Annotated in this window: 22 protein-coding genes; 3 read left to right on the top strand and 19 right to left on the bottom strand. The window is 60.4% G+C overall.

Annotated features, from left to right (window positions below; translation table 11 throughout):
* Positions 1-62: 62 nt before the first annotated feature.
* The 14 genes from nuoF to DK261_RS09540 form a co-directional block, all read right to left on the bottom strand.
* Positions 63-1,421: an NADH-quinone oxidoreductase subunit NuoF gene (gene nuoF, locus DK261_RS09605; protein ID WP_009049785.1), complete on the bottom strand. Its 1,359-nt coding sequence runs from the start codon at positions 1,419-1,421 to the stop codon at positions 63-65.
* Positions 1,418-1,915 (bottom strand): NADH-quinone oxidoreductase subunit NuoE, encoded by a 498-nt coding sequence (nuoE, locus tag DK261_RS09600; RefSeq protein WP_110175641.1) that lies wholly within the window; start codon positions 1,913-1,915, stop codon positions 1,418-1,420. The genes nuoF and nuoE overlap by 4 nt, the downstream gene beginning before the upstream one ends.
* A gap of 2 nt (positions 1,916-1,917) precedes the next feature.
* On the bottom strand, positions 1,918-3,699 hold the full coding sequence (gene nuoC / locus DK261_RS09595; protein ID WP_009049783.1) for an NADH-quinone oxidoreductase subunit C/D: 1,782 nt from the start codon (positions 3,697-3,699) through the stop codon (positions 1,918-1,920).
* A 72-nt stretch (positions 3,700-3,771) separates the two neighbouring features.
* The gene (locus DK261_RS09590; RefSeq protein ID WP_007929186.1) at positions 3,772-4,446 is read right to left on the bottom strand and encodes an NADH-quinone oxidoreductase subunit B family protein; all 675 of its coding nucleotides are present in this window, start codon (positions 4,444-4,446) and stop codon (positions 3,772-3,774) included.
* Between the two features lie 10 nt (positions 4,447-4,456).
* Positions 4,457-4,870, bottom strand: coding sequence for an NADH-quinone oxidoreductase subunit A (locus tag DK261_RS09585; protein WP_007929187.1), 414 nt, complete (start codon positions 4,868-4,870; stop codon positions 4,457-4,459).
* A gap of 596 nt (positions 4,871-5,466) precedes the next feature.
* Positions 5,467-6,792 (bottom strand): isocitrate lyase, encoded by a 1,326-nt coding sequence (gene aceA / locus DK261_RS09580; protein WP_007929188.1) that lies wholly within the window; start codon positions 6,790-6,792, stop codon positions 5,467-5,469.
* Positions 6,793-7,291: 499 nt separating this feature from the next.
* The gene (locus DK261_RS09575; protein WP_110175640.1) at positions 7,292-8,047 is read right to left on the bottom strand and encodes a secretin N-terminal domain-containing protein; all 756 of its coding nucleotides are present in this window, start codon (positions 8,045-8,047) and stop codon (positions 7,292-7,294) included.
* Positions 8,048-8,243: 196 nt separating this feature from the next.
* On the bottom strand, positions 8,244-8,669 hold the full coding sequence (locus DK261_RS09570) for a GNAT family N-acetyltransferase (RefSeq protein WP_041986238.1): 426 nt from the start codon (positions 8,667-8,669) through the stop codon (positions 8,244-8,246).
* Positions 8,662-9,828: a cupin domain-containing protein gene (locus tag DK261_RS09565; protein ID WP_009049780.1), complete on the bottom strand. Its 1,167-nt coding sequence runs from the start codon at positions 9,826-9,828 to the stop codon at positions 8,662-8,664. The genes DK261_RS09570 and DK261_RS09565 overlap by 8 nt, the downstream gene beginning before the upstream one ends.
* A gap of 82 nt (positions 9,829-9,910) precedes the next feature.
* Complete coding sequence (purB, locus tag DK261_RS09560; protein WP_007929192.1) at positions 9,911-11,281, bottom strand: adenylosuccinate lyase; 1,371 nt, start codon at positions 11,279-11,281, stop codon at positions 9,911-9,913.
* A 126-nt stretch (positions 11,282-11,407) separates the two neighbouring features.
* Positions 11,408-12,031 (bottom strand): high frequency lysogenization protein HflD, encoded by a 624-nt coding sequence (hflD, locus tag DK261_RS09555; RefSeq protein ID WP_009049779.1) that lies wholly within the window; start codon positions 12,029-12,031, stop codon positions 11,408-11,410.
* On the bottom strand, positions 12,028-13,152 hold the full coding sequence (mnmA, locus tag DK261_RS09550; RefSeq protein WP_110175639.1) for a tRNA 2-thiouridine(34) synthase MnmA: 1,125 nt from the start codon (positions 13,150-13,152) through the stop codon (positions 12,028-12,030). The genes hflD and mnmA overlap by 4 nt, the downstream gene beginning before the upstream one ends.
* A gap of 71 nt (positions 13,153-13,223) precedes the next feature.
* Positions 13,224-13,670, bottom strand: a complete 447-nt coding sequence (locus DK261_RS09545) for an NUDIX hydrolase (protein WP_103331606.1) — start codon at positions 13,668-13,670, stop codon at positions 13,224-13,226.
* 208 nt (positions 13,671-13,878) lie between these two features.
* The gene (locus DK261_RS09540; protein ID WP_101282824.1) at positions 13,879-16,104 is read right to left on the bottom strand and encodes an NADP-dependent isocitrate dehydrogenase; all 2,226 of its coding nucleotides are present in this window, start codon (positions 16,102-16,104) and stop codon (positions 13,879-13,881) included.
* 504 nt (positions 16,105-16,608) lie between these two features.
* Between DK261_RS09540 and icd the strand changes: the two genes are divergently transcribed.
* The gene (icd, locus tag DK261_RS09530; protein WP_110175638.1) at positions 16,609-17,865 is read left to right on the top strand and encodes an NADP-dependent isocitrate dehydrogenase; all 1,257 of its coding nucleotides are present in this window, start codon (positions 16,609-16,611) and stop codon (positions 17,863-17,865) included.
* A 93-nt stretch (positions 17,866-17,958) separates the two neighbouring features.
* Here the strand turns inward: icd and cspD are convergent, their stop codons facing one another.
* Complete coding sequence (cspD, locus tag DK261_RS09525) at positions 17,959-18,216, bottom strand: cold shock domain-containing protein CspD (protein ID WP_009049775.1); 258 nt, start codon at positions 18,214-18,216, stop codon at positions 17,959-17,961.
* A 225-nt stretch (positions 18,217-18,441) separates the two neighbouring features.
* Between cspD and clpS the strand changes: the two genes are divergently transcribed.
* Positions 18,442-18,804 carry an ATP-dependent Clp protease adapter ClpS gene (clpS, locus tag DK261_RS09520; RefSeq protein WP_009044582.1) on the top strand — a complete coding sequence of 121 codons (363 nt, stop codon included), beginning with the start codon at positions 18,442-18,444 and terminating at the stop codon, positions 18,802-18,804.
* A gap of 29 nt (positions 18,805-18,833) precedes the next feature.
* On the top strand, positions 18,834-21,104 hold the full coding sequence (clpA, locus tag DK261_RS09515; protein ID WP_009049774.1) for an ATP-dependent Clp protease ATP-binding subunit ClpA: 2,271 nt from the start codon (positions 18,834-18,836) through the stop codon (positions 21,102-21,104).
* Positions 21,105-21,242: 138 nt separating this feature from the next.
* Here the strand turns inward: clpA and infA are convergent, their stop codons facing one another.
* The 4 genes from infA to trxB form a co-directional block, all read right to left on the bottom strand.
* On the bottom strand, positions 21,243-21,461 hold the full coding sequence (gene infA / locus DK261_RS09510; RefSeq protein ID WP_002553999.1) for a translation initiation factor IF-1: 219 nt from the start codon (positions 21,459-21,461) through the stop codon (positions 21,243-21,245).
* Positions 21,462-21,561: 100 nt separating this feature from the next.
* Positions 21,562-22,269, bottom strand: coding sequence for an arginyltransferase (locus DK261_RS09505; RefSeq protein ID WP_007929216.1), 708 nt, complete (start codon positions 22,267-22,269; stop codon positions 21,562-21,564).
* A gap of 57 nt (positions 22,270-22,326) precedes the next feature.
* Entirely contained in the window at positions 22,327-23,007 is a 681-nt protein-coding gene (gene aat / locus DK261_RS09500; RefSeq protein ID WP_110175637.1) for a leucyl/phenylalanyl-tRNA--protein transferase, read from the bottom strand.
* A 71-nt stretch (positions 23,008-23,078) separates the two neighbouring features.
* A complete protein-coding gene (trxB, locus tag DK261_RS09495) occupies positions 23,079-24,029 on the bottom strand; it encodes a thioredoxin-disulfide reductase (RefSeq protein ID WP_110175636.1) in 951 nt (316 codons plus the stop codon).
* Between the last annotated feature and the right edge of the window lie 47 nt (positions 24,030-24,076).

The raw sequence follows: 24,076 nt of genomic DNA, 5'->3' as shown, positions 1-24,076 counted from the left end.
TGGCGCGTCGCGGCGTCTTCAGGCGATACGAGGGCGGCACGGACCACCCTCGTTCGATACGTTTACGCGCCGACTACGATCGGCCGGGCCAGGGGCGGGACGACGGCAGCACTGGTGGCTGCGATGCCGGCCTCGAACTCTGGACGGAAATACTTGATGGCACTGCCCAATGGCTCCACGGCGCCCGGTGCGTGAGCACAGAAGGTCTTGCCTGGGCCGAGGAAACCGACCAGACCCAGCAGGGTCTCGATATCGCCGGCTTGCCCTTCGCCTTTCTCGAGGGCGCGCAGCAGCTTGACGCTCCATGGCAGGCCATCGCGGCAAGGGGTGCAGAAGCCGCAGGATTCGCGGGCAAAGAACTCTTCCATGTTGCGCAGCAGCGACACCATGTTGATGCTGTCGTCGACCGCCATGGCCAGGCCGGTACCCATGCGGGTGCCTACCTTGGCGATGCCGCCGGCGTACATCTGCGCATCCAGGTGTTCGGGCAACAGGAAGCCGGTACCGGCGCCGCCTGGCTGCCAGCACTTGAGCTTGAAGCCGTCGCGCATGCCGCCAGCGTAGTCTTCGAACAGCTCGCGCGCGGTCACGCCGAACGGCAGTTCCCACAGGCCAGGGTTCTTCACTTTGCCGGAGAAGCCCATCAGCTTGGTGCCATGGTCTTCACTGCCTTCGCGAGCGAGGGATTTGTACCATTCCACGCCATCGCCGATGATCGCTGGCACGTTGCACAGGGTCTCGACGTTGTTCACGCAGGTCGGCTTGCCCCACACGCCGACGGCGGCAGGGAAGGGCGGCTTGGAGCGCGGGTTGGCGCGACGGCCTTCGAGGGAGTTGATCAGTGCGGTTTCTTCACCGCAGATGTAACGCCCGGCGCCGGTGTGGACGAACAGCTCGAAGTCGAAGCCGCTGCCCAGGATGTTCTTGCCCAGCAGGCCCGCGGCCTTGGCCTCTTCCACAGCACGGTTGAGGTGCTTGGCGGCGGTGGTGTACTCGCCCCGCAGGAAGATGTAGCCACGGTAGGTTTTCAGCGCGCGGGCGCTGATCAGCATGCCTTCGATCAGCAGATGGGGCAGTTGCTCCATCAGCATGCGGTCTTTCCAGGTGTTGGGTTCCATTTCGTCCGCGTTGCACAGCAGGTAGCGGATGTTCATGGATTCGTCTTTGGGCATCAGGCCCCACTTCACGCCAGTGGGGAAGCCTGCGCCGCCGCGGCCCTTGAGGCCGGCGTCCTTGACGGTCTGGACGATGTCGTCCTGGGACAGGTCGGCGAAAGCCTTGCGCGCAGCGGCGTAGCCGTTCTTGGCCTGGTACTCGTCGAGCCATACCGGCTCGCCGTCGTCGCGCAGGCGCCAGGTCAGCGGATGGGTTTCGGGGCTGCGCTGGATGCGGTTGGCAGGGCCGAAGGATGTCAGGGTCATACGTAGCCCTCCAACAGTTTGGCCACGCCAGCAGGCTGCACGTCGCCGAAAGTGTCGTCGTCGATCATCAGCGCCGGGGCCTTGTCGCAGTTGCCCAGGCAGCATACCGGCAGCAGGGTGAAGCGGCCGTCGGCGGTGGTCTGGCCGAGGCCGATGCCCAGCTGGCTCTGGATCTGGCTGACCACGGACTCGTGGCCGCCGATGTAGCAGACCATGCTGTCGCAGACACGGATGATGTGACGGCCGACCGGCTGGCGGAAGATCTGGCTATAGAACGTCGCCACGCCTTCTACGTCGCTGGCCGGGATGCCGAGGATCTCGCCGATGGCGTAGAGGGCGCCATCGGGCACCCAGCCACGTTCCTTCTGGACGATCTTCAGGGCTTCGATAGACGCCGCGCGCGGGTCTTCGTAGTGATGCAGCTCGTGCTCGATGGCCGAGCGCTCGGTTTCGCTGAGGGCGAAACGGTCTGTCTGGATAAGCGGGCTGTTCATGCTTAGCGGTCCACGTCGGCCATAACGAAGTCGATACTACCCAGGTACGCGATCAAGTCCGCGACCATGCTGCCGCGGATCACCGAAGGGATCTGCTGCAGGTGGGCGAAGCTCGGGGTGCGGATCCGGGTGCGGTAGCTCATGGTGCCGCCATCGCTCGTCAGGTAATAACTGTTGATGCCCTTGGTCGCTTCGATCATCTGGAAGGACTCGTTGGCCGGCATGACCGGGCCCCACGAAACCTGCAGGAAGTGCGTGATCAGGGTCTCGATGTGCTGCAGCGTGCGCTCTTTCGGCGGCGGCGTGGTCAGCGGGTGGTCCGCCTTGTACGGGCCTTCCGGCATGTTGCGCAGGCACTGGTCGATGATCTTGATGCTCTGGCGCATCTCTTCGACGCGGACCATGCAGCGGTCGTAGGCATCGCCGTTGGCCGCCAGCGGGACTTCGAACTCGAAGTTCTCGTAGCCGGAATAGGGACGCGCTTTACGCAGGTCGAAATCGCAACCGGTGGAACGCAGGCCGGCACCGGTGACACCCCATTCCAGGGCTTGCTTGGTGTTGTAGGCGGCGACGCCGATGGTACGACCCTTGAGGATGCTGTTCTGCAGGGCGGCCTTGGTGTATTCGTCGAGGCGCTTGGGCAGCCAGTCGACGAAGTCTTTCACCAGCTTTTCCCAGCCGCGTGGCAGGTCGTGGGCGACGCCGCCGATGCGGTACCAGGCCGGGTGCAGACGGAAGCCGGTGATGGCTTCGATCACGGTGTAGGCGCGCTGACGGTCGGTGAAGGTGAAGAACACCGGGGTCATGGCGCCGACGTCCTGGATGTAGGTACCCAGGAACAGCAAGTGGCTGGTGATCCGGAAGAACTCGGCCAGCATGATGCGGATGACGTCGACCTTCTCCGGCACCTTGATGCCGGCCAGCTTCTCGACCGAGAGCACGTACGGCAGGTTGTTCATCACGCCGCCGAGGTAGTCGATACGGTCGGTGTACGGAATGAAGCTGTGCCAGGACTGACGCTCGGCCATTTTCTCGGCACCACGGTGGTGGTAGCCGATGTCCGGTACGCAGTCGACGATCTCTTCGCCGTCCAGCTGCAGGATGATGCGGAAGGCACCGTGAGCCGAAGGGTGGTTCGGGCCCAGGTTGAGGAACATGTAGTCCTCGTTGGCGCCGGAACGCTTCATGCCCCAGTCTTCCGGCTTGAAGCGCGCGGCTTCTTCTTCCAGTTGTTGCTTGGCCAGGGTCAGGCTGAACGGATCGAATTCGGTGGCGCGCGCCGGGAAGTCCTTGCGCAGCGGGTGACCTTCCCAGGTCGGCGGCATCATGATGCGCGACAGGTGAGGGTGGCCGGCGAAGTCGATGCCGAACATGTCCCAGACTTCACGCTCGTACCAGTTGGCGTTCGGCCAGATACCGGTCACGGTCGGCAAGCTGAGGTCGCTCTCGGACAAGGCGACCTTGATCATTACGTCACTATTACGTTCGATCGACAGCAGGTGGTAGAACACGCTGAAGTCGGCGCCTGGCAGCCCTTGGCGCTTGGTGCGCAGACGCTCGTCCACGCCGTGCAGGTCATAGAGCATGACGTACGGCTTGGGCAGGTTGCGCAGGAAGGTCAGGACTTCGACGAGTTTGGCACGGGTAACCCACAGCACCGGCATGCCGGTGCGGGTGGCCTGGGCGGTGAACGCCTCAGGGCCAAAACGGTTATTGAGTTCGACGACCACATCCTGGTCGTCTGCCTTATAAGGCGGGATGTACAGAGCACTGCCTGTAGTCATGGTTTTTTATCGCTTTCGGTCAACGTAAAGAATGAAGCCAGTTTTTCGTTCTTTGTAAGAAGCGCTCTGGAATCAGACTTCGTCGGGGCTGCGCAGGTTGGTTACCTGAATACGCTGTTCGCGGCGCTGTTCCTTTTGCGACGGCATTTCGGCGCGATACACGCCTTGGTCACCGACGACCCAGGAAAGTGGGCGACGCTCCTGGCCAATCGACTCCTGCAAGAGCATCAGGCCTTGCAGAAAAGCTTCAGGGCGGGGCGGGCAGCCAGGCACGTAGACGTCCACGGGCAGGAACTTGTCCACCCCTTGAACGACGGAATAGATGTCGTACATGCCACCGGAGTTGGCGCACGAACCCATGGAGATGACCCACTTCGGTTCGAGCATTTGCTCGTAGAGACGCTGAATGATCGGCGCCATCTTGATGAAGCAGGTTCCGGCAATAACCATGAAATCCGCCTGGCGCGGTGATGCCCGGATAACTTCGGCGCCGAAGCGCGCGATGTCGTGGGGCGCCGTGAAGGCGGTGGTCATTTCCACGTAGCAGCAGGACAAGCCGAAGTTGTACGGCCACAGGGAGTTCTTGCGCCCCCAGTTGACCGCGCCGCTCAGCACGTCTTCCAGCTTGCCCATGAAGATGTTTTTGTGGACTTGATCTTCTAACGGATCGGAAACGGTTTCCCGTTCGCCGATCGGATACTGCTCGTTAGGAGCATCGGGGTCGATCCTGGTGAGATTGTATTGCATCGCCAAAGCCTCATTGTTTTAGCTTCGCCTGCCGCTTACGGCGACCTTCCGGAGCCCAATCAAGAGCCCCCACCCGCCAAAGGTAGACAAGACCTGCCAACAGAATTGCTATGAAAACGAGAGCTTCGACGAATCCGGTCCAGCCGCTTTCGCGGACGGACACAGACCAGGCAAAGAGAAAGAGGGCTTCGATATCGAAGATCACGAAGAGCATCGCGACCAGATAGAATTTGGCTGAGAGCCGCAAGCGGGCGCCACCGGTAGGTAGCATGCCGGACTCGAACGGTTCGTTTTTGCTGCGGCCCCAGGCTTTTGACCCGAGGAGGCTGGAGACGCCGAGCATGAAGGCGCAGAGGCCGCCTACACCCAGAAGGAAAATGGCAAAGCCCCAGTTGTGGGCCATGAGTCCTGTCGCTTCGGGCATGCTGGTAATCCTTAACAGAGAGCAAAGGTCTCTGAGCTTGATAAAGAAATAAAGCAGTGACGATATGTCGCAGTGCAATCAATCGCCGTGATTTTATGGCTAAACACCGGGCAAGTAAATTTTCATGGCGAAATTATTTAGCGGAATAAGGACATGGCTCCTCTTGCAAGCCCCGTAAGCCACGGCCTGTGGGCATTAGCGGGTGTTTTGTTAATTATGTTTTGTCCTCGCTGTAACGAATATCGCCATCTCTAAATGATAATCAATATTATTTGGCGCTGCTTTTAAACAATGATTCCCATGAAGAGCCGCTAAGTTGTCTTTTATATGCTCGTTACTGCAAGTTGCGAGCGGCCCCTTTTACCCGCTTTTTCCTCCACACATACCGCTCTGGATCAATGTTTTGCCTGATTGGCAGGAGGCTCGGGCGAGGTCATCGCGAGTTGGTTCGTTCCTCCTGGAGCTTGGGGTTGGTCGGTGACGCTGCAAAAGTCGCAGGCAAAAAAACGCCCCGAACCAGTCGGGGCGTCAGATGTGCGGCACTGCAGTTAGCTTTTACCGGGTCTGCAATGGCCGTTTTTCAGCGTGAAGTCGAATCAGTGGAACTGTTCTTCTTCGGTGGAGCCGGTCAGTGCGGTGACCGAAGACGAGCCACCCTGGATCACGGTGGTCATGTCGTCGAAGTAGCCGGTGCCCACTTCCTGCTGGTGAGCCACGAAGGTGTAGCCCTTGGCGGCGTCAGCGAATTCCTGCTCCTGCAGCTTCACGTAGGCGGTCATGTCGTTGCGGGCGTAGTCGTGCGCCAGGTTGAACATGCTGTGCCACATGTTGTGAATGCCGGCCAGGGTGATGAACTGGTGCTTGTAGCCCATGGCGGACAGTTCGCGCTGGAACTTGGCGATGGTCGCGTCGTCCAGGTTCTTCTTCCAGTTGAAGGAAGGCGAGCAGTTGTACGACAGGATCTGGTCCGGGTATTCCTTCTTGATCGCTTCGGCGAAGCGACGGGCCTCGTCCAGGTCCGGCTTGGCGGTTTCGCACCAGATCAGGTCGGCGTACGGCGCGTAGGCCAGGCCGCGAGCGATGGCCTGGTCGAGGCCGGCGCGCACTTTATAGAAGCCTTCCTGGGTGCGGGTGCCAGTCACGAACGGCTGGTCGTACGGGTCGCAGTCGGAAGTCAGCAGGTCGGCAGCGTTGGCGTCGGTACGGGCCAGGATGATGGTCGGTACGCCGGCAACGTCGGCCGCCAGACGGGCAGCGGTCAGCTTCTGTACGGCTTCCTGGGTCGGAACCAGTACCTTGCCGCCCATGTGGCCGCATTTTTTCACGGAAGCCAGCTGGTCTTCGAAGTGAACGCCGGCAGCGCCTGCTTCGATCATGCTCTTCATCAGCTCGTAGGCGTTCAGCACGCCGCCGAAACCGGCTTCGGCGTCAGCCACGATTGGCGCGAAGTAGTCGATGTAGCCTTCGTCGCCCGGGTTCTTGCCGGATTTCCACTGGATCTGGTCGGCGCGGCGGAACGAGTTGTTGATGCGCTTGACCACGGTCGGCACGGAGTCCACCGGGTACAGCGACTGGTCCGGGTACATCGATTCGGCGGAGTTGTTGTCCGCGGCAACCTGCCAGCCCGACAGGTAGATAGCCTGGATGCCGGCTTTGACTTGCTGTACCGCCTGGCCGCCGGTCAGGGCGCCCATGCAGTTGACGAAATCTTTCTCAGGGCGGAAGGACGGTTTGGCACCCTGGGTCACCAGGTTCCAGAGCTTCTCGGCGCCCATGCGTGCCAGGGTGTGCTCAGGTTGAACCGAGCCACGCAGACGGACAACGTCGGCAGCGGAATAAGTGCGAGTCACGCCTTTCCAGCGCGGGTTTTCAGCCCAGTCTTTTTCAAGGGCTGCAATTTGCTGTTCGCGTGTCAGTGCCATGGAGATAAACCTCGTCGCATAGGTCTGGGGTGGAAAATTCTTGCTCCACCAGATACGCAGGATCAAAGGTGCGTAATTGGCTGCTCGCTGACCAGAAGTCTAGGCGGTCAAGTCGGCTATGGCGCAGATGGCGACGGGTGAACGATGGGCTCAAGGGGAAAGTGAGCAGGTGAGGGCCAGCTGTCGGGCGCATTCGGGCGTCGTGGGCCTTCATACGAACCATCAGTGTGTTGCCGATCTACCTAATTAGCTTCCGTCCCTCGGGACAACCTCGTTCCAGTCGCAATCTCGTCAAACACACCTTGTGGGCGGTACAGACACGAATCGGCTCAGGTGGGTAGGTTAGAGCGGCGATCCGAAGGCCCTTGCCAGGGCCCCTGATTAGCGGGAGCGAGGCCATCATGCCTTCGGTTTTTTGCCTCGTCAAACGTTTTGTAGTGCTTTTTTTCTAACACTACATCTTTGGTCTAATACGACTAATCAGTCAGTTTTCGGTGCTTTAGTCCAAGGCGTCGACTTTCACTCGCAAGGTCATGTCATCCCGGCCCTGAGTCGAGTAGCTGCGGGTTCCAGCCTGTTTGTCGGCCTGGTTCTGGCGATTGACGCCGGCCAGGGTGATCCACTCGCCAAGACGGCCGCTGACAGTTGTGTCGGTACTTTGCACATTCACTACATCAGGACGTTCCTGGCTCATGCGGTCACGGTTGGTACTGATGCTCAGGTGAACGGTTTCGCCGGTGACGCTGGCCGTGACGTAGAAGCCCTGGGTGACATTGCGATACTGGGTCTGGTTCTGCAGGCGACCGTAAGGGTCGGTCTGGGTGGTGGTCAGTGGCACGCTCTGGCCGACCTGGATCAGGGCCGGTATGCCTTCGCTGGCCTGAATCTGCTGTATGCCGCCATCGCGGCTGACGGTGCTGCGGGTAATGGTGCGGGTTTGCGGAGCTCCGTTGACCGAATAACCCTGATTGTTCTGGGTGTTGTTTTCGTTGGTGTCGACCGTGATCAGCAGGCGTTTGGCGGCGGTATCCAGTTGCGCGATGAAGGCGCGCAGTTCCTCGATCTTCTCCGGTTCAGCGTTGACGATCAGCTGGTTGCCGTAGGCGCTGACCCGGCCTTCCTTGCCGAGGAAGTTCTGGGCGACGGGCAGCAGGTCGGCGCTGGTGCGGTTGTTCAGGGGCACGATCTCGGTCGCGGCCGTGACTGAAAAGCTCGCAGTCAGCAGCAGCGTCGTGAGCAGGGTGCGTAGGGACATGTCCGTTATCTCCGCTAGGGGTGGAAGCCTTGAGTTTGACAGTTTGTCGGCTCGCGGTGGGGCAAGTTGAATCGCCGATGGCAAAACGCCCCGGCCTCCAGGGAGCCAGCTTAGCTTGCTGGATCCGGGGAGGGCGGGGCGTTGTGTGACGGCTGGCAGGATATCGCCAGCAGGCTCGCTGCTGCGCAGAGCTTGCTCAGGCGCTGCCGCGGACCATGTCGACGTGAGGAATGCCTGCTTCCAGGAATTCCTCGCTGACGATACTGAAGCCCAGGCGCTCGTAGAAGGCGGTGGCCTGAACCTGGGCGCTGAGCATCAGCTGCTTGAGACCGCGTTTCTCGGCTTCGCCGATCACTGCCTGCATCAGTGCGTCGCCGACCTTCAGGCCGCGCCAGTCCTTGAGGACCGATACCCGGCCGACCTGCCCGTCGGGCAGCAGGCGTGCGGTGCCGATCGGAAAGTCGCCTTCGAGCGCGAGGAAATGCACCGCGCTGTCGTCGTCGGCGTCCCACTCCAGTTCAGGCGGGACGGATTGCTCGACGATGAACACCGCTTCACGAATGCGCCGGATCTCGGCGTTATCCTTTTGCCAGTCTGCGACACGTACGCGAATCTTATTCATCGGCAAATCCCAGGCTTCCTTGCTTGACCAGTTCGCACAGCAGGCCGCGTCCATCCTCGTCCGCCAGCCATGGGCCGAGGTTGTCGAGGTGCAGCGCGTCGGCGGCGCAAATCATCTTCAGCAGTTCACGCAGCTTGCCCGGCAGGTAGCGGCTCTGGCCGCTGGCGAACAGCAGCAGGTCGTCGTCGACTTCGGACCAGGCCAGGCGCGCGCTCGGGTTGCGGATCAGGATGGCGCCCTGTTCGAGGCTACCGAGCAGGTCTTCTTCTTCCAACTCGGGGCCGACCACCAGTTCCGGGTAGCGCGGCTCGGTCATGAACTGGCCGAACCAGGTCAGCAGCATGCGCTCGTCGCTCATGTGTTCGGCCAGCAGGCCCTTGAGGCGATCGAGGGCGTCGTGCTGGATCTGGTGCGGATCGCTGACAGGTTGCACGTCGGCGTCGGTATAGCGGTCTTCGTCCGGCAGGTACTGGCTGAGGAAGTCGGTGAAGTGGGTCAGCACTTCGGCGGCGCTCGGGGCGCGGAAGCCCACCGAGTAGGTCATGCAGTCGTTCACCGCGACGCCATAGTGGGCCAGGCGCGGTGGCAGGTAGAGCATGTCGCCGGGTTCCAGGACCCAGCTCTCGGTTTCTTCGAACTCGGCGAGGATACGCAGGTCCGCGTGCTGCAGCAGTGGGCTCTCGGCGTCGCACATCTGGCCGATCTTCCAGTTGCGCTTGCCGTGGCCTTGCAGCAGGAACACATCGTAGTTATCGAAGTGCGGACCGACGTTACCGCCGGGAGCGGCGAAGCTGATCATCACGTCGTCGATGCGCCAGCTCGGCAGGAAGCGGAAATGCTCCAGCAGTTCGGCGACTTCCGGCACGAACTGGTCGACAGCCTGGACCAGCAGGGTCCAGTCACGCTCCGGCAGCTTGCTGAACTCGTCTTCGGCGAACGGGCCGCGGCGCAGTTCCCAAGGGCGTTCGCCGTGCTCGATGACCAGGCGCGACTCGACCTCTTCTTCCAGCGCCAGGCCGGCCAGTTCGTCGGCGTCGATCGGGCTTTCGAAGTCGGGCAGGGCCTGACGGATCAGCAGGGGCTTTTTCTGCCAGTAGTCACGCAGGAATTCCCGTGCGCTGATGCCGCCCAGAAGTTGAAGAGGAATGTCAGGATTCATGTGTAACCTATTGAAAAAATGCACTTTTCATACGGGAATAAAAACGCCCGGCGCTGCCGGGCGTCAAAGGTCTTGCCATCGATCAGATGCGTTTGGCTTGGGCCGCGGCATTACCGATGTAGCTGGCCGGGGTGAGCTTTTTCAGCTCGGCCTTGGCGGCTTCAGGCATTTCCAACGCGTCGATGAAGGTCTGCAGCGCTTCAGGGCTGATGCCCTTGCCACGAGTCAGTTCCTTGAGTTTTTCGTACGGGTTTTCGATGTTGTAGCGGCGCATCACAGTCTGGATCGGCTCGGCCAGGACTTCCCAACAGGCGTCCAGGTCTTCGGCGATCTTCTGGGCGTTGAGCTCCAGCTTGCTGATGCCTTTGAGGCTGGCTTCGTAAGCGATCACGCTGTGGGCGAAACCGACACCGAGGTTACGCAGGACGGTGGAGTCGGTCAGGTCGCGCTGCCAGCGGGAGATCGGCAGTTTGCTCGCCAGGTGCTGGAACAGCGCGTTGGCGATGCCCAGGTTGCCTTCGGAGTTCTCGAAGTCGATCGGGTTGACCTTGTGCGGCATGGTCGAGGAACCGATTTCGCCGGCGATGGTGCGCTGCTTGAAGTAGCCCAGGGAGATGTAGCCCCAGATATCGCGATCGAAGTCGATCAGGATGGTGTTGAAGCGGGCGATGGCGTCGAACAGCTCGGCGATGTAGTCGTGCGGCTCGATCTGCGTGGTGTACGGGTTGAAGCTCAGGCCCAGCTCGTCTTCGATGAAGGCGCGGGCGTTGGCTTCCCAGTCGATTTCCGGGTAGGCCGACAGGTGCGCGTTGTAGTTGCCCACGGCGCCGTTGATCTTGCCCAGCAGCGGCACGGCGGCGACCTGAGCGATCTGGCGCTCCAGGCGGTACACCACGTTCGCCAGCTCTTTGCCCAGGGTGGTCGGCGAGGCCGGCTGACCGTGGGTGCGGGACAGCATTGGCACGTCGGCGAAGCGCAGAGCCAGTTCGCGGATAGCCCCGGCGGTCTGGCGCATCAGCGGCAGCATCACCTCGTCACGGCCTTCGCGCAGCATCAGGGCGTGGGACAGGTTGTTGATGTCCTCGCTGGTGCAGGCGAAGTGGATGAATTCGCTGACGTTGGCCAGTTCAGGCAGCTTGGCGGCCTGTTCCTTGAGCAGGTACTCGATGGCCTTGACGTCGTGGTTGGTGGTGCGTTCGATCTCTTTGACGCGCTCGGCGTGTTCCAGAGAGAAGTTTTCCGCCAGGGTGTTCAGCACGGCGTTGGCTTCGGCGGAGAACGCCGGTACTTCACTGATGGCGGAATGGGCGGCCAGGCGCTGGAGCCAGCGCACTTCGACCAGGACGCGAGCACGGATCAGGCCGTATTCGCTGAAAATGGGGCGCAGGGCCTGGGTTTTGCCGGCGTAGCGGCCGTCAACAGGGGAAACCGCAGTGAGCGAAGAGAGCTGCATGGGGTGTTCTCGGACAGTCGGGCAACGAAATGGGGCGCGTATCATACATGAAAATATCCGCCGGTCCGTTGCCAACTGACCAGCGTCTTACGCGTTACTGACTACAAAAGGTCTTGCGGGCGCAGTTCAGCTGCTGCGCATCAGCGGATAAAGCTCTTTGAGCAATTTGCGGCGGCTGATCACCAGCTGCCAGCGGTGGCCACCCAACTGGCGCCACAGGCGCGCCGAACGGATGCCGGCCAACAGCAGCGCGCGGATCTTCGAGGCGTTGCTCGGCTGCTGCAGGTTGCGCATGTCGCCATGCACCTGGATCCGCTGGCGCAGGGTGCTCAGGGTGTCCTGATACAGCGAGCCGCAGGCGGCAATCACGTTTTCGTGGGCCGGGCCGAAATGTTCGACCTGGGACTGAATCTGCGGCAGGCGCTTGCCGATGATTTCCAGCAGGTCGTCGCGCTTGGCCAGCTGGCGCTCGAGACCGAGCATCGACAGGGCATAGCGCAGCGGCTCGCGCTGCAGGGTGCTGGGGTCGCGTTCCAGGGCGCCGATCAGGGCGCGATAACCTTCACGCAGATTGATGTCGTCGCCACCGTAGACTTCCAGGGTGTCTTTCGGGTCGCGGATCAGCAGGCTGCCGAGCATGCAGCTCAAGGCTGCTTCGGTGACCTGGCCGGTCTTGGCGATCTTGTCCACCAGGACGGCGGCGAGAAACACGCCGCCCAATGCCGTCAGTTGTTCCTGGGTCGGGCTCATGCCTTGCTGCTCCAGGGCTCTGCGACTTCGATCACGCCGCCGCCCAGGCAGATTTCGCCGTCATAGAAGACGACGGATTGGCCGGGGGTGACCGCGCGTTGCGGGTCGTCGAAGGTGGCGCGATAGCCGTTAGCGGTCTTTTCCAGGGTGCAAGGCTGGTCGCTCTGGCGATAGCGCACTTTCGCGGTGAGGCGGCGCGGTTCGCTCAAATCGATCGGGTTGACCCAATAGATGTCGGAGGCGAGCAGGGCGCGGGAGAGCAGCCACGGGTGATCGTTGCCCTGGCCAACGATCAGCTCGTTGTGTTCCAGGTCCTTGATCAGCACGTACCACGGCTCATCACCCGCGTCCTTGAGGCCGCCGATACCCAGGCCCTGGCGCTGGCCGATGGTGTGGTACATCAGGCCGTGGTGGTGGCCGATCACTTCACCTTCGGTGGTCTTGATCTCGCCGGGCTGGGCCGGCAGGTATTGCTTGAGGAAGTCGCTGAAGCGTCGTTCACCAATAAAGCAGATACCGGTGGAGTCCTTCTTCTTGGCGGTGGCCAGGTCGTGTTTCTCGGCGATCGCGCGGACTTCGGGCTTTTCCAGCTCGCCGACCGGGAACAGGGTCTTGGCGATCTGCTCGCCGCCGACGGCGTGCAGGAAGTAGCTCTGGTCCTTGTTCGGGTCCAGGCCCTTGAGCAGTTCGGTGCGCCCGTCGATGTCGCGGCGGCGCACATAGTGGCCGGTGGCGATCAGGTCGGCGCCGAGCATCATGGCGTAGTCGAGGAACGCCTTGAACTTGATTTCACGGTTGCACAGGATGTCCGGGTTCGGCGTGCGGCCGGCCTTGTATTCGGCCAGGAAGTGCTCGAACACATTGTCCCAGTACTCGGCGGCGAAGTTGGCGGTGTGCAGCTTGATGCCAATCTTGTCGCACACGGCCTGGGCGTCCGCGAGGTCGTCCATGGCGGTGCAGTACTCGGTTCCGTCGTCTTCCTCCCAGTTCTTCATGAACAGGCCTTCCACCTGGTAACCCTGCTCCATCAGCAGGAGGGCGGAAACGGAAGAGTCCACGCCGCCGGACATGCCGACGATGACGCGCTTCTTTTGGGTGTCAGAAGGGGCTGGATCACGCATAGGAATTCAACGGGTGTCTTGAAAAAGGACGCGATTCTAACAGGCTGAGGCCTGCAAGGCTAAAACTGCGGTTAAAGCGACGGACGGATCAGCTCGAGGCTGTGCAGTTGCCCGGCCAGATAGTCGTCGACGCAGCGGATGATCAACTCGCTGCGCCATTGCGGGCGCAAGGCCAGCAGTTCGTCGCGGCTCAGCCAGCGCGGGCCGATGATGCCGTCGTCCAGTGGGTAATCGGGGTGGTGCCTGAGCGGTTTGCCGGCAAAGCAGACGCGCTGGTAGGTCACGCCATTGCTGGGGGCGGTGTACAGATAGATGCCGACCACGCCGGTCAGCTCGATGTCCCAGCCGGTTTCTTCCAGGGTTTCGCGAATGGCGGCCTGGAGCAGGCTTTCGTCCGGATCCAGGTGCCCTGCGGGCTGGTTGAACACCGCCTGGTCGCCCTGGAACTCCTCGACGAACAGAAAGCGTCCCTGGTTCTCAATGATGGTGGCGACGGTGATGTGGGGTTGCCATTCCATATATAAAGCTCTGTCTTGAGTGGGTGGTCATCATAAGGCGAACGCCAGTCCTGTAGGAGCGAAGCTGGCTCGCGATGAAAGCAGCGCGTTTCGCCTGACTCACCGCAGCGCCACTATCGCGAGCAAGCTTCGCTCCTACAGGGAGGGTGTTGTCCAAAAAAGCACAAACCCCGGCACCTGGCCGGGGTTTGTATTACAGCGGTGTTGCTTAGACCAGCGCAGCGATAGCCGCGTTGAGGGTGGCGCTTGGGCGCATGGCCTTGCTCACCAGCTCAGGGTTGGCGCTGTAGTAGCCGCCGATGTCCACTGGCTTGCCTTGAACGCCGTTGAGCTCGGCGACGATGGTCGCTTCGTTCTCGGTCAGGGTCTTGGCCAGGGTGCTGAACTGCGCTTGCAGGGCGGCATCTTCGGTCTGGGCGGCCAGGGCCTGGGCCCAGTACAGCGCCAGGTAGAAGTGGCTGCCGCGGTTGTCGATGTTGCCGACTTTGCGCGATGGCGACTTGTTGTTGTCCAGGAACTGACCGGTTGCCTGGTCGAGAGTCTTGGCCAGTACCAGCGCTTTCGGGTTGTTGTAGGTGGTGCCCAGGTGCTCCAGGGAAGCGGCCAGGGCCAGGAACTCACCCAGGGAGTCCCAGCGCAGGAAGTTCTCTTCCAGCAGCTGCTGCACATGCTTAGGAGCCGAACCGCCGGCGCCGGTTTCGAACAGGCCGCCACCGTTCATCAGCGGCACGATCGACAGCATCTTGGCGCTGGTGCCCAGTTCCATGATCGGGAACAGGTCGGTCAGATAGTCGCGCAGCACGTTGCCGGTAACGGAGATGGTGTCCTTGCCTTCGCGGGTGCGGGCCAGGGTGAACTTCATGGCATCGACTGGCGACATCACACGGATGTCCAGGCCGGCGGTGTCGTGATCCTTCAGGTACGCCTGGACCTTCTCGATCATCACGCCGTCGTGGGCGCGCATCGGGTCCAGCCAGAAAATCGCTGGAGTGCTGCTTGCGCGAGCGCGGTTGACGGCCAGTTTGACCCAATCCTGGATCGGCGCGTCCTTGGTCTGGCACATGCGGAAGATATCGCCGGCTTCGACGGCCTGTTCCAGCAGCAGGTTGCCCTTGCTGTCGGTGACGCGTACGACGCCGTCAGCCTTGATCTGGAAGGTCTTGTCGTGGGAACCGTACTCTTCGGCTTTCTTCGCCATCAGGCCAACGTTCGGCACGCTGCCCATGGTGGTCGGGTCGAAGGCGCCGTTGGCCTTGCAGTCTTCGATCACGGCCTGGTAGATGGTGGCGTAGCAGCGATCCGGGATCAGCGCTTTGGTATCGTGCAACTGGCCGTCGGTGCCCCACATCTTGCCGGAGTCACGGATCATGGCCGGCATCGAGGCGTCGACGATCACGTCGCTCGGCACGTGCAGGTTGGTGATGCCTTTATCGGAGTTGACCATGGCCAGGGCAGGGCGCACGGCGTAGACGGCCTGGATGTCGGCTTCGATCGCAGCTTGCTGCTCTGCAGGCAGGGCCTTGATGCGGGCGTACAGGTCGCCAATGCCGTTGTTCAGGTTGAAGCCGATCTGGCTCAGCACGTCGGCGTGCTTGCTCAGGGCGTCCTGATAGAACTCGGCAACGATCTGGCCGAACATGATCGGGTCGGAAACCTTCATCATGGTGGCTTTCAGGTGTACCGACAGCAGTACGCCTTGTTTCTTGGCGTCTTCGATCTCGGCGGCAACGAAAGCACGCAGGGCTTTCTTGCTCAAGACTGCGCAATCGAGGATCTCGCCGGCTTGTACGGCGGTTTTTTCCTTCAGGACGGTAGCGCTACCGTCTTGAGCGATCAGCTCGATCTTTACGGTGTCCTGGGCGTCGATCAGGGCGGCTTTTTCGCTGCCGTAGAAATCGCCCTGGCTCATGTGAGCCACGTGGGACTTGGAGTCTTTGGCCCAGGCGCCCATTTTGTGCGGGTGCTTGCGCGCGTAGTTCTTGACCGACAGTGGAGCGCGGCGGTCGGAGTTGCCTTCACGCAGGACCGGGTTCACGGCGCTGCCCTTGACCTTGTCGTAGCGCGCCTTGGCGTCTTTGTCGGCGTCGCTGGTCACGGTTTCCGGGTAGTCCGGCAGGGCGTAGCCCTTGGCTTGCAGCTCTTTGATCGCGGCCTGAAGCTGCGGTGCCGAGGCACTGATGTTCGGCAGCTTGATGATGTTGGCTTCAGGGGTTACAGCCAGGTCGCCCAGCTCGGCCAGGTGGTCCGGTACGGCTTTGTCGCCCAGCAGCTCCGGGAAGCTGGCAAGAATACGCCCTGCGAGAGAGATGTCGCGGGTTTCCACGGCAATATCAGCGGAAGCGGTGAAGGCTTCGACGATAGGTAGCAGCGAGTAGGTGGCGAGGGCGGGGGCTTCGTCGGTGAAGGTATAGATGATCTTCGAGCGGGTGGGCATATTCGGATTAACTCTCTTCTTTGCTAAAGCGTGCGCAGAAACTCGAGGGGCGCCGGGTAAGCGCGTTCGTTCAAAGTCATCCATGAACCGAATATCGAGGTTTCTTCGCGGTGATGTTGGGTGCATCAGTCGAGCGTCAAGCGGGTGGGCTGCGATAACAACCCGGCTTTGGGCGGAAAGTCTCGGCTCCTTTTTTCCAGTAGCAGAGCGCTCAGCCGTCGTGACTCTGTGGTCAGCGGCGGCATTATACATAGGTAGCTGGCAAAACGCCGACGGTTCATATGCAACCGCTCTCGTCCATTGGTCTAAAGGTCGCAGGCGGGGCGGCGGCGTAGAGTCCTGCGCAGTGCTCGAGTTTGGCGCTTTTCCCTTTGCTTTCAGGCTTGTAGGCCACGAACTGCGCCGCCTTCACGGTAGATGAGTGGAACATGAGGTTCCCGTCCAGATTCAACTGGGGTACGCTCGAACGCAGCCAGATGTTCAATCCACACAACGGAGTTCAGCATGGGATACAAGAAGATTCAGGTTCCAGCAGTCGGCGACAAAATCACCGTCAACGCAGACCATTCTCTCAATGTTCCTAACAACCCGATCATCCCTTTCATCGAAGGTGATGGTATTGGCGTTGATATCAGCCCGGTCATGATCAAGGTTGTCGATGCTGCTGTTAAGAAGGCCTACGGCGGCGAGCGCAAAATCTCCTGGATGGAAGTCTATGCCGGCGAGAAAGCAACTCAAATGTACGACCAGGACACCTGGCTCCCTCAGGAAACCCTGGACGCAGTCAAGGATTACGTGGTTTCCATCAAGGGCCCGCTGACCACTCCGGTAGGTGGTGGTATCCGTTCCCTGAACGTGGCCCTGCGTCAGCAGCTTGACCTGTATGTGTGCCTGCGCCCGGTGCGCTGGTTCGAAGGCGTGCCGAGCCCGGTGAAGAAGCCTGGCGATGTCGACATGACCATTTTCCGTGAGAACTCGGAAGACATTTACGCCGGTATCGAATGGAAGGCCGGCTCCGCCGAAGCCACCAAGGTCATCAAGTTCCTCAAAGAAGAAATGGGCGTCACCAAGATCCGTTTCGACGAAAACTGCGGTATCGGCGTCAAGCCGGTTTCCCTGCAGGGCACCAAGCGCCTGGCGCGCAAAGCGCTGCAATATGTGGTCGACAACGATCGCGATTCGCTGACCATCGTGCATAAAGGCAACATCATGAAGTTCACCGAAGGTGCCTTCAAAGAGTGGGCCTATGAAGTGGCGGCGGAGGAGTTTGGCGCGACGCTGCTCGATGGCGGTCCGTGGATGCAGTTCAAGAACCCGAAAACCGGCAAGAACGTGATCGTCAAGGACGCCATCGCCGATGCGATGCTCCAGCAGATCCTGCTGCGTCCGGCCGAATATGACGTGATTGCGACCCTCAACCTGAACGGCGATTATCTGTCCGACGCACTGGCTGCCGAAGTAGGCGGGATCGGTATCGCTCCGGGCGCCAACCTGTCCGACACCGTGGCCATGTTCGAGGCGACCCACGGTACGGCGCCGAAGTACGCGGGCAAGGACCAGGTGAACCCGGGTTCGCTGATCCTCTCCGCGGAAATGATGCTGCGTCATATGGGCTGGACCGAAGCGGCCGACCTGATCATAAAGGGCACCAACGGCGCCATCGGTGCCAAGACCGTGACCTACGACTTCGAGCGCTTGATGGAAGGCGCCACGCTGTTGTCATCGTCGGCGTTCGGCGATGCGCTGATCTCGCACATGTAAGCAGTACGCATCAAACGAAGCGGCCGGTTCAAATGATTGAACCGGCCGTTTTTTTATGACTGTTTTTTAGGGTTGGATCTGGATACAGGTGTTTCAGCTCAGGACCGTTTCCTGCTGGGGGGAGGCTGCGGCGGAGGCATTCTGGGTCTTGATGGAGTTGATCTTCACCGCGTGCAGGCCCTTGGGCCCTTGGGTGATCTCAAAACTCACGGCCTGTCCGGCTTTCAAGGTTTTGTAGCCTTCCATCTCGATGGCCGAGTAATGGGCGAAAAGGTCGTCGCTCTTGCCCTCCTCATTAATGAAGCCATAACCCTTGGCGTTGTTGAACCACTTGACCTTGCCGCTTGCCATGCTCATATCCCTCTGCAACAGACTCCATCACTGGAGTATCATCCTGTTAATCCGTACCGAAATCCGCAATATAGGATTGACTGTACGGACCTTTATTACCCAATGTGGGCTCTATTGGTTGTAACACCGTTTTGCCGATAGTCAAGGTGACCCGGCGGTCGGAGTTGAAATCCCCCCAGAGCGCCCCCACCACTGTATTTGCACAACTAACGAACCTTTCTTTCCATGCATGCAATCAGCCAGATTCGACTAACATTCAATCAGGATCGCCCGGATTTCCAAGACGACGATTCCGCTGGCTTGGCTGTACAGGAAGCTAAGCCGACGTTGCAGGCTCCGCCGATGTACAAGGTGGTTTTGTTCAATGATGACTACACACCGATGGATTTCGTCGTCGAAGTGCTCGAGGTGTTTTTTAACCTGAATCGCGAGCTGGCGACCAAGGTAATGCTGGCCGTTCATACAGAAGGACGGGCAGTATGTGGATTGTTTACCCGCGACATCGCCGAGACCAAGGCCATGCAGGTCAACCAGTACGCCAGGGAAAGCCAGCATCCGCTACTCTGTGAAATCGAGAAGGACGGTTAACGCCGACCACTTGGGTATGAGGTGAAGCTATGTTAAACCGCGAGCTCGAAGTCACCCTCAATCTCGCCTTCAAAGAGGCTCGTTCGAAGCGTCATGAGTTCATGACCGTCGAGCACCTCTTGTTGGCTCTTTTGGATAATGAGGCCGCCGCCACCGTTTTGCGTGCCTGCGGAGCAAACCTCGACAAACTCAAGCATGACCTGCAGGAGTTCATCGACTCCACCACGCCGCTGATTCCCGTGCATGACGAGGATCGCGAAACCCAGCCAACCCTGGGCTTCCAGCGTGTACTGCAGCGTGCTGTCTTCCATGTGCAGAGCTCGGGCAAGCGCGAAGTGACTGGCGCCAATGTGCTGGTTGCGATCTTCAGTGAGCAAGAGAGTCAGGCGGTGTTCCTGCTGAAACAGCAGAGCGTTGCCCGTATCGATGTCGTCAATTACATCGCCCATGGCATCTCCAAGGTGCCCGGGCATGGCGATCATTCTGAAGGTGAACAGGATATGCAGGACGATGAAGGCGGTGAGTCTTCCTCTTCAGGTAATCCGCTGGATGCTTATGCCAGCAACCTCAATGAACTGGCGCGCCAGGGGCGTATCGACCCGTTGGTGGGGCGTGAGCAGGAAGTCGAGCGTGTGGCGCAGATTCTTGCGCGCCGGCGCAAGAACAACCCGCTGCTGGTAGGCGAGGCCGGTGTAGGTAAAACCGCGATCGCCGAAGGTCTGGCCAAACGCATCGTCGATAGCCAGGTGCCTGATCTGCTGGCCAGCAGCGTGGTGTACTCCCTGGATCTCGGTGCATTGCTGGCGGGTACCAAATACCGCGGCGATTTCGAGAAACGCTTCAAGGCGTTGCTGGGCGAGTTGAAGAAACGTCCGCAGGCGATCCTGTTCATCGACGAGATTCACACCATCATTGGCGCCGGTGCGGCGTCCGGTGGGGTGATGGACGCCTCGAACCTGCTCAAGCCGCTGCTTTCTTCGGGCGACATCCGTTGCATCGGTTCGACCACCTTCCAGGAATTTCGTGGAATTTTCGAGAAGGACCGGGCCTTGGCTCGTCGCTTCCAGAAGGTCGATGTATCCGAGCCTTCGGTAGAAGACACCATTGGTATTCTGCGTGGCCTCAAGGGGCGTTTCGAGCTGCACCACGGCATCGAGTACAGCGATGAGGCATTGCGCGCGGCTGCCGAACTGGCGTCGCGCTATATCAATGACCGGCATATGCCCGACAAAGCGATCGATGTGATCGACGAGGCGGGCGCCTATCAGCGTCTGCAGCCGTCCGACAAGCGCGTCAAGCGCATCGAGGTGGCTCAGGTCGAGGATATCGTGGCGAAAATTGCGCGAATTCCGCCGAAACACGTCACCAGTTCCGACAAGGAGCTGCTGCGTAACCTCGAGCGCGACCTGAAGCTGACAGTATTCGGCCAGGATGCAGCGATCGACTCGCTGTCGACCGCGATCAAGCTGTCCCGTGCCGGCCTGAAATCGCCAGACAAGCCTGTCGGTTCGTTCCTGTTCGCCGGACCTACCGGTGTCGGTAAGACCGAGGCCGCGCGGCAGTTGGCCAAGGCGCTGGGCATCGAGCTGGTGCGTTTCGACATGTCCGAGTACATGGAGCGCCACACCGTATCGCGTCTGATCGGTGCGCCTCCAGGTTATGTCGGTTTCGACCAGGGCGGTTTGCTGACCGAAGCGATTACCAAGCAGCCTCACTGCGTATTGCTGCTCGATGAAATCGAAAAGGCACACCCGGAAGTCTTCAACCTGCTGCTGCAGGTGATGGACCACGGTACCTTGACCGATAACAACGGGCGCAAGGCGGATTTCCGCAACGTGATCGTGATCATGACCACTAACGCAGGCGCCGAAACGGCGGCTCGGGCTTCCATCGGGTTCACTCATCAGGATCACTCTTCCGATGCCATGGAAGTGATCAAGAAGAGCTTCACGCCGGAATTCCGTAACCGTCTGGACACCATTATCCAGTTTGGTCGCCTCAGTCATGAGGTCATCAAGAGCGTGGTGGACAAGTTCCTTACCGAACTGCAGGCGCAGTTGGAGGACAAGCGCGTTCAGCTGGAAGTCACCGATGCGGCCCGCAGCTGGCTGGCGGCAGGTGGTTACGATGTGACCATGGGCGCTCGTCCTATGGCGCGCCTGATCCAGGACAAGATCAAGCGTCCGCTGGCGGAAGAGATACTCTTTGGCGAACTGGCCGAACATGGCGGTGTGGTGCACATCGACATCAAGGATGGCGAGCTGACCTTCGAGTTCGAGACCACCGCAGAAATGGCCTGACCGGCCGCAATGAAAAAGGCGCCGCAAGGCGCCTTTTTTATATCTGTTCTGTCTTTATATCTGTTCTGTCGGCATGCAGGGCAAATCGCAGGCAAACAAAAACGCCCGGCATGAGCCGGGCGTCTTGTATTGACTTGCTTAGCGAGCGCGGTAAGTGATGCGCCCTTTGCTCAAGTCATAGGGCGTCAGTTCGACGCGCACTTTGTCACCGGTAAGAATACGAATGTAGTTCTTGCGCATCTTGCCGGAGATATGCGCGGTTACGACGTGCCCATTTTCCAACTCCACACGAAACATGGTGTTGGGCAGGGTGTCGACGACAGTGCCTTCCATTTCGAAGCTGTCTTCTTTCGACATGCAGTAAAGCCCTCGGTGTCCAGTGAATGGCCCGGTGCAACTGCGCCAGGCAAAAGCGGCGTGCATTGTGCCCGAAAAGTGGGGTTCAAGCCAAGGGCTTCTAGTTCAGGATGACCCATCTCTGGTTGATCAGCAGCTCAATGGGCCGATATTGGGTCTTGTAGTTCATCTTTTTGCAGTTCTTGATCCAGTATCCGAGGTAGACCGCGTCCAGGCCCAGGCGCAAGGCCTCGCCGATTTGCCACAGAATGGCGTAGCGACCGAGGCTGCGACGCTCTTCATCGGGTTCATAGAAGGTGTAGACCGCGGAAAGGCCATTGGGCAGCAGGTCGGTGACGGCCACGGCGAGCAGGCGCCCATCGAGGCGAAACTCGTAGAACCTGGAGAAGGGCAGGTCGCGCACCAGAAAAGTCGAGAACTGATCGCGGCTGGGCGGGTACATGTCGCCATCGGCGTGGCGTTGCTCGATGTAACGCTGGTAAAGGTCGAAATACTCTTCGCTGAACCCCGGTTTGACAGGTTGGACCTTCAGGTCGGCATTGCGTTTTAGAATGCGTTTTTGCTGACGATTGGGTACAAACTGCGCGGCAGGAATGCGGGCAGGAACACAGGCATTGCAGTTCTGGCAATGCGGCCGGTACAGATGGTCGCCACTGCGACGAAAGCCCATTTCCGACAGGTCTGCGTAGACATGCACATCCATGGGCTGACTAGGATCGAGGAACAGCGTGGTCGCCTGTTCTTCGGGCAGGTAGCTGCAAGAGTGGGGTTGAGTGGCATAAAACTTCAAACGCGCCAACTCGGTCATGAATCAACCCTCGGGATTAGCTTTGAATTAAGTGTAAGCCACACCGGCAAAACCCGCCTAGGAAACCCATATGGCGCGGCTGGGCTGGTCCAGATGGCGCTGCAGATAGCCGGCGAACTCCTGGCGTGGAATGGCGCGGGCGCCCAGGCTGTGCAGGTGGTCGGTGGGCATCTGGCAGTCGATCAGGGCAAAACCCCATGCCTGTAAATGTTGGACCAGCGTGACGAAACCGAATTTCGACGCATTGTCGGCCCGGCTGAACATTGATTCGCCAAAAAACAGCTGGCCCATTGCCAGTCCATACAGTCCACCTACCAGTGCCCCCTGATCCCAGACTTCGACCGAATGGGCATGGCCGCGCCTGTGCAACTCGAGGTAGGCATTCTGCATCGATTCGGTGATCCAGGTGCCGTCGGCATAAGGGCGTGGCGCCGCGCAGGCGCTGATGACCGCGGCAAAATTCTGATCGAAGGTGACCTGATAGCGTTGCTGGCGCAGTAGCTTGCCCAGGCTGCGGGATACATGCAGTTCGTCTGGAAATAACACGGTGCGCGGGTCGGGTGACCACCAGAGGATGGGCTGGCCTTCGGAAAACCAGGGAAAGCAGCCGTGGCGATAGGCCTGGATCAGCCGGTCGGCCGACAGGTCGCCGCCGGCGGCCAACAGGCCGTTGGGGTCGCGCAGGGCCTTTTCCAGTGGGGGAAAGTCGAAGTTGTTGCGTTGTAACCAGGTCAGCATGGCATTCAGACTTGCGGAAGGGGAGGGCGGTGGCGGGCCTGCAAGGCCCGCCGCAAGCGTAGGTCGGGAGGTCAGTTGTCGTCGAGGAATTTCTCCGCATCCAGGGCCGCCATGCAGCCCGCGCCCGCGGACGTGACGGCCTGGCGATACACATGGTCGGCCACATCGCCCGCGGCGAACACGCCCGGGATGCCGGTGGCCGTGGCGTCGCCTTCGCTGCCGCCCTTGACCAGCAGATAGCCGTCGCGCATTTCCAACTGGCCCTTGAACAGGTCCGTATTGGGCTTGTGGCCGATGGCGATGAAGACGCCGGTCAGCGCCAATTCCTGGGTTTCTCCGCTGAGGCTATCGCGCAGGCGTGCGCCAATGACGCCGCTGGCATCGCCCAGCACTTCGTCGAGGTTCTGGTTCCAGTGCAGGCGGATATTGCCCTTGGCGGCTTTGTCGAACAGCTTGTCCTGGAGGATTTTCTCCGCGCGCAGCTTGTCGCGTCGGTGCACCAGGTGTACCTCTTGGGCGATGTTGGAGAGGTACAGGGCTTCCTCCACGGCGGTGTTACCGCCGCCGATCACGGCAACTACTTGATTGCGATAGAAAAAGCCGTCGCAGGTAGCGCAGGCCGAGACACCCTTGCCGGCGAAGGCTTCTTCGGAGGGCAGGCCCAGGTACTGGGCCGATGCGCCGGTGGCGATGATCAGTGCATCGCAGCTGTAGACGCCGCTGTCACCCTTGAGGATAAAGGGTCGCTGCTGCAACTCCGCGGTATGGATGTGGTCGTAGACGATCTCGGTGTCGAAGCGTTCAGCGTGTTTTTGCATGCGTTCCATCAGCACCGGGCCGGTCAGGCCCTCGACATCGCCAGGCCAATTGTCGACTTCGACAGTGGTGGTCAACTGGCCGCCCGCTTGCAGGCCGGTGATGACGGTCGGTTTGAGGTTGGCGCGGGCGGCATAAACGGCAGCGCTGTAACCGGCAGGGCCGGAGCCCAGAATGATCAGGCGTGAATGCTTCGCTTCGGTCATAAAAACACCTCATAAGCCTTTGTCACAAAAGAGAATGCGTGCTCAAA

The sequence above is a fragment of the Pseudomonas sp. RW409 genome, from assembly GCF_003184125.1.
Lineage (GTDB): Bacteria > Pseudomonadota > Gammaproteobacteria > Pseudomonadales > Pseudomonadaceae > Aquipseudomonas > Aquipseudomonas chlororaphis_I.
Note: the sequence above shows the minus strand (reverse complement) of the source record. Positions and strands in the feature narration are given on the sequence as shown.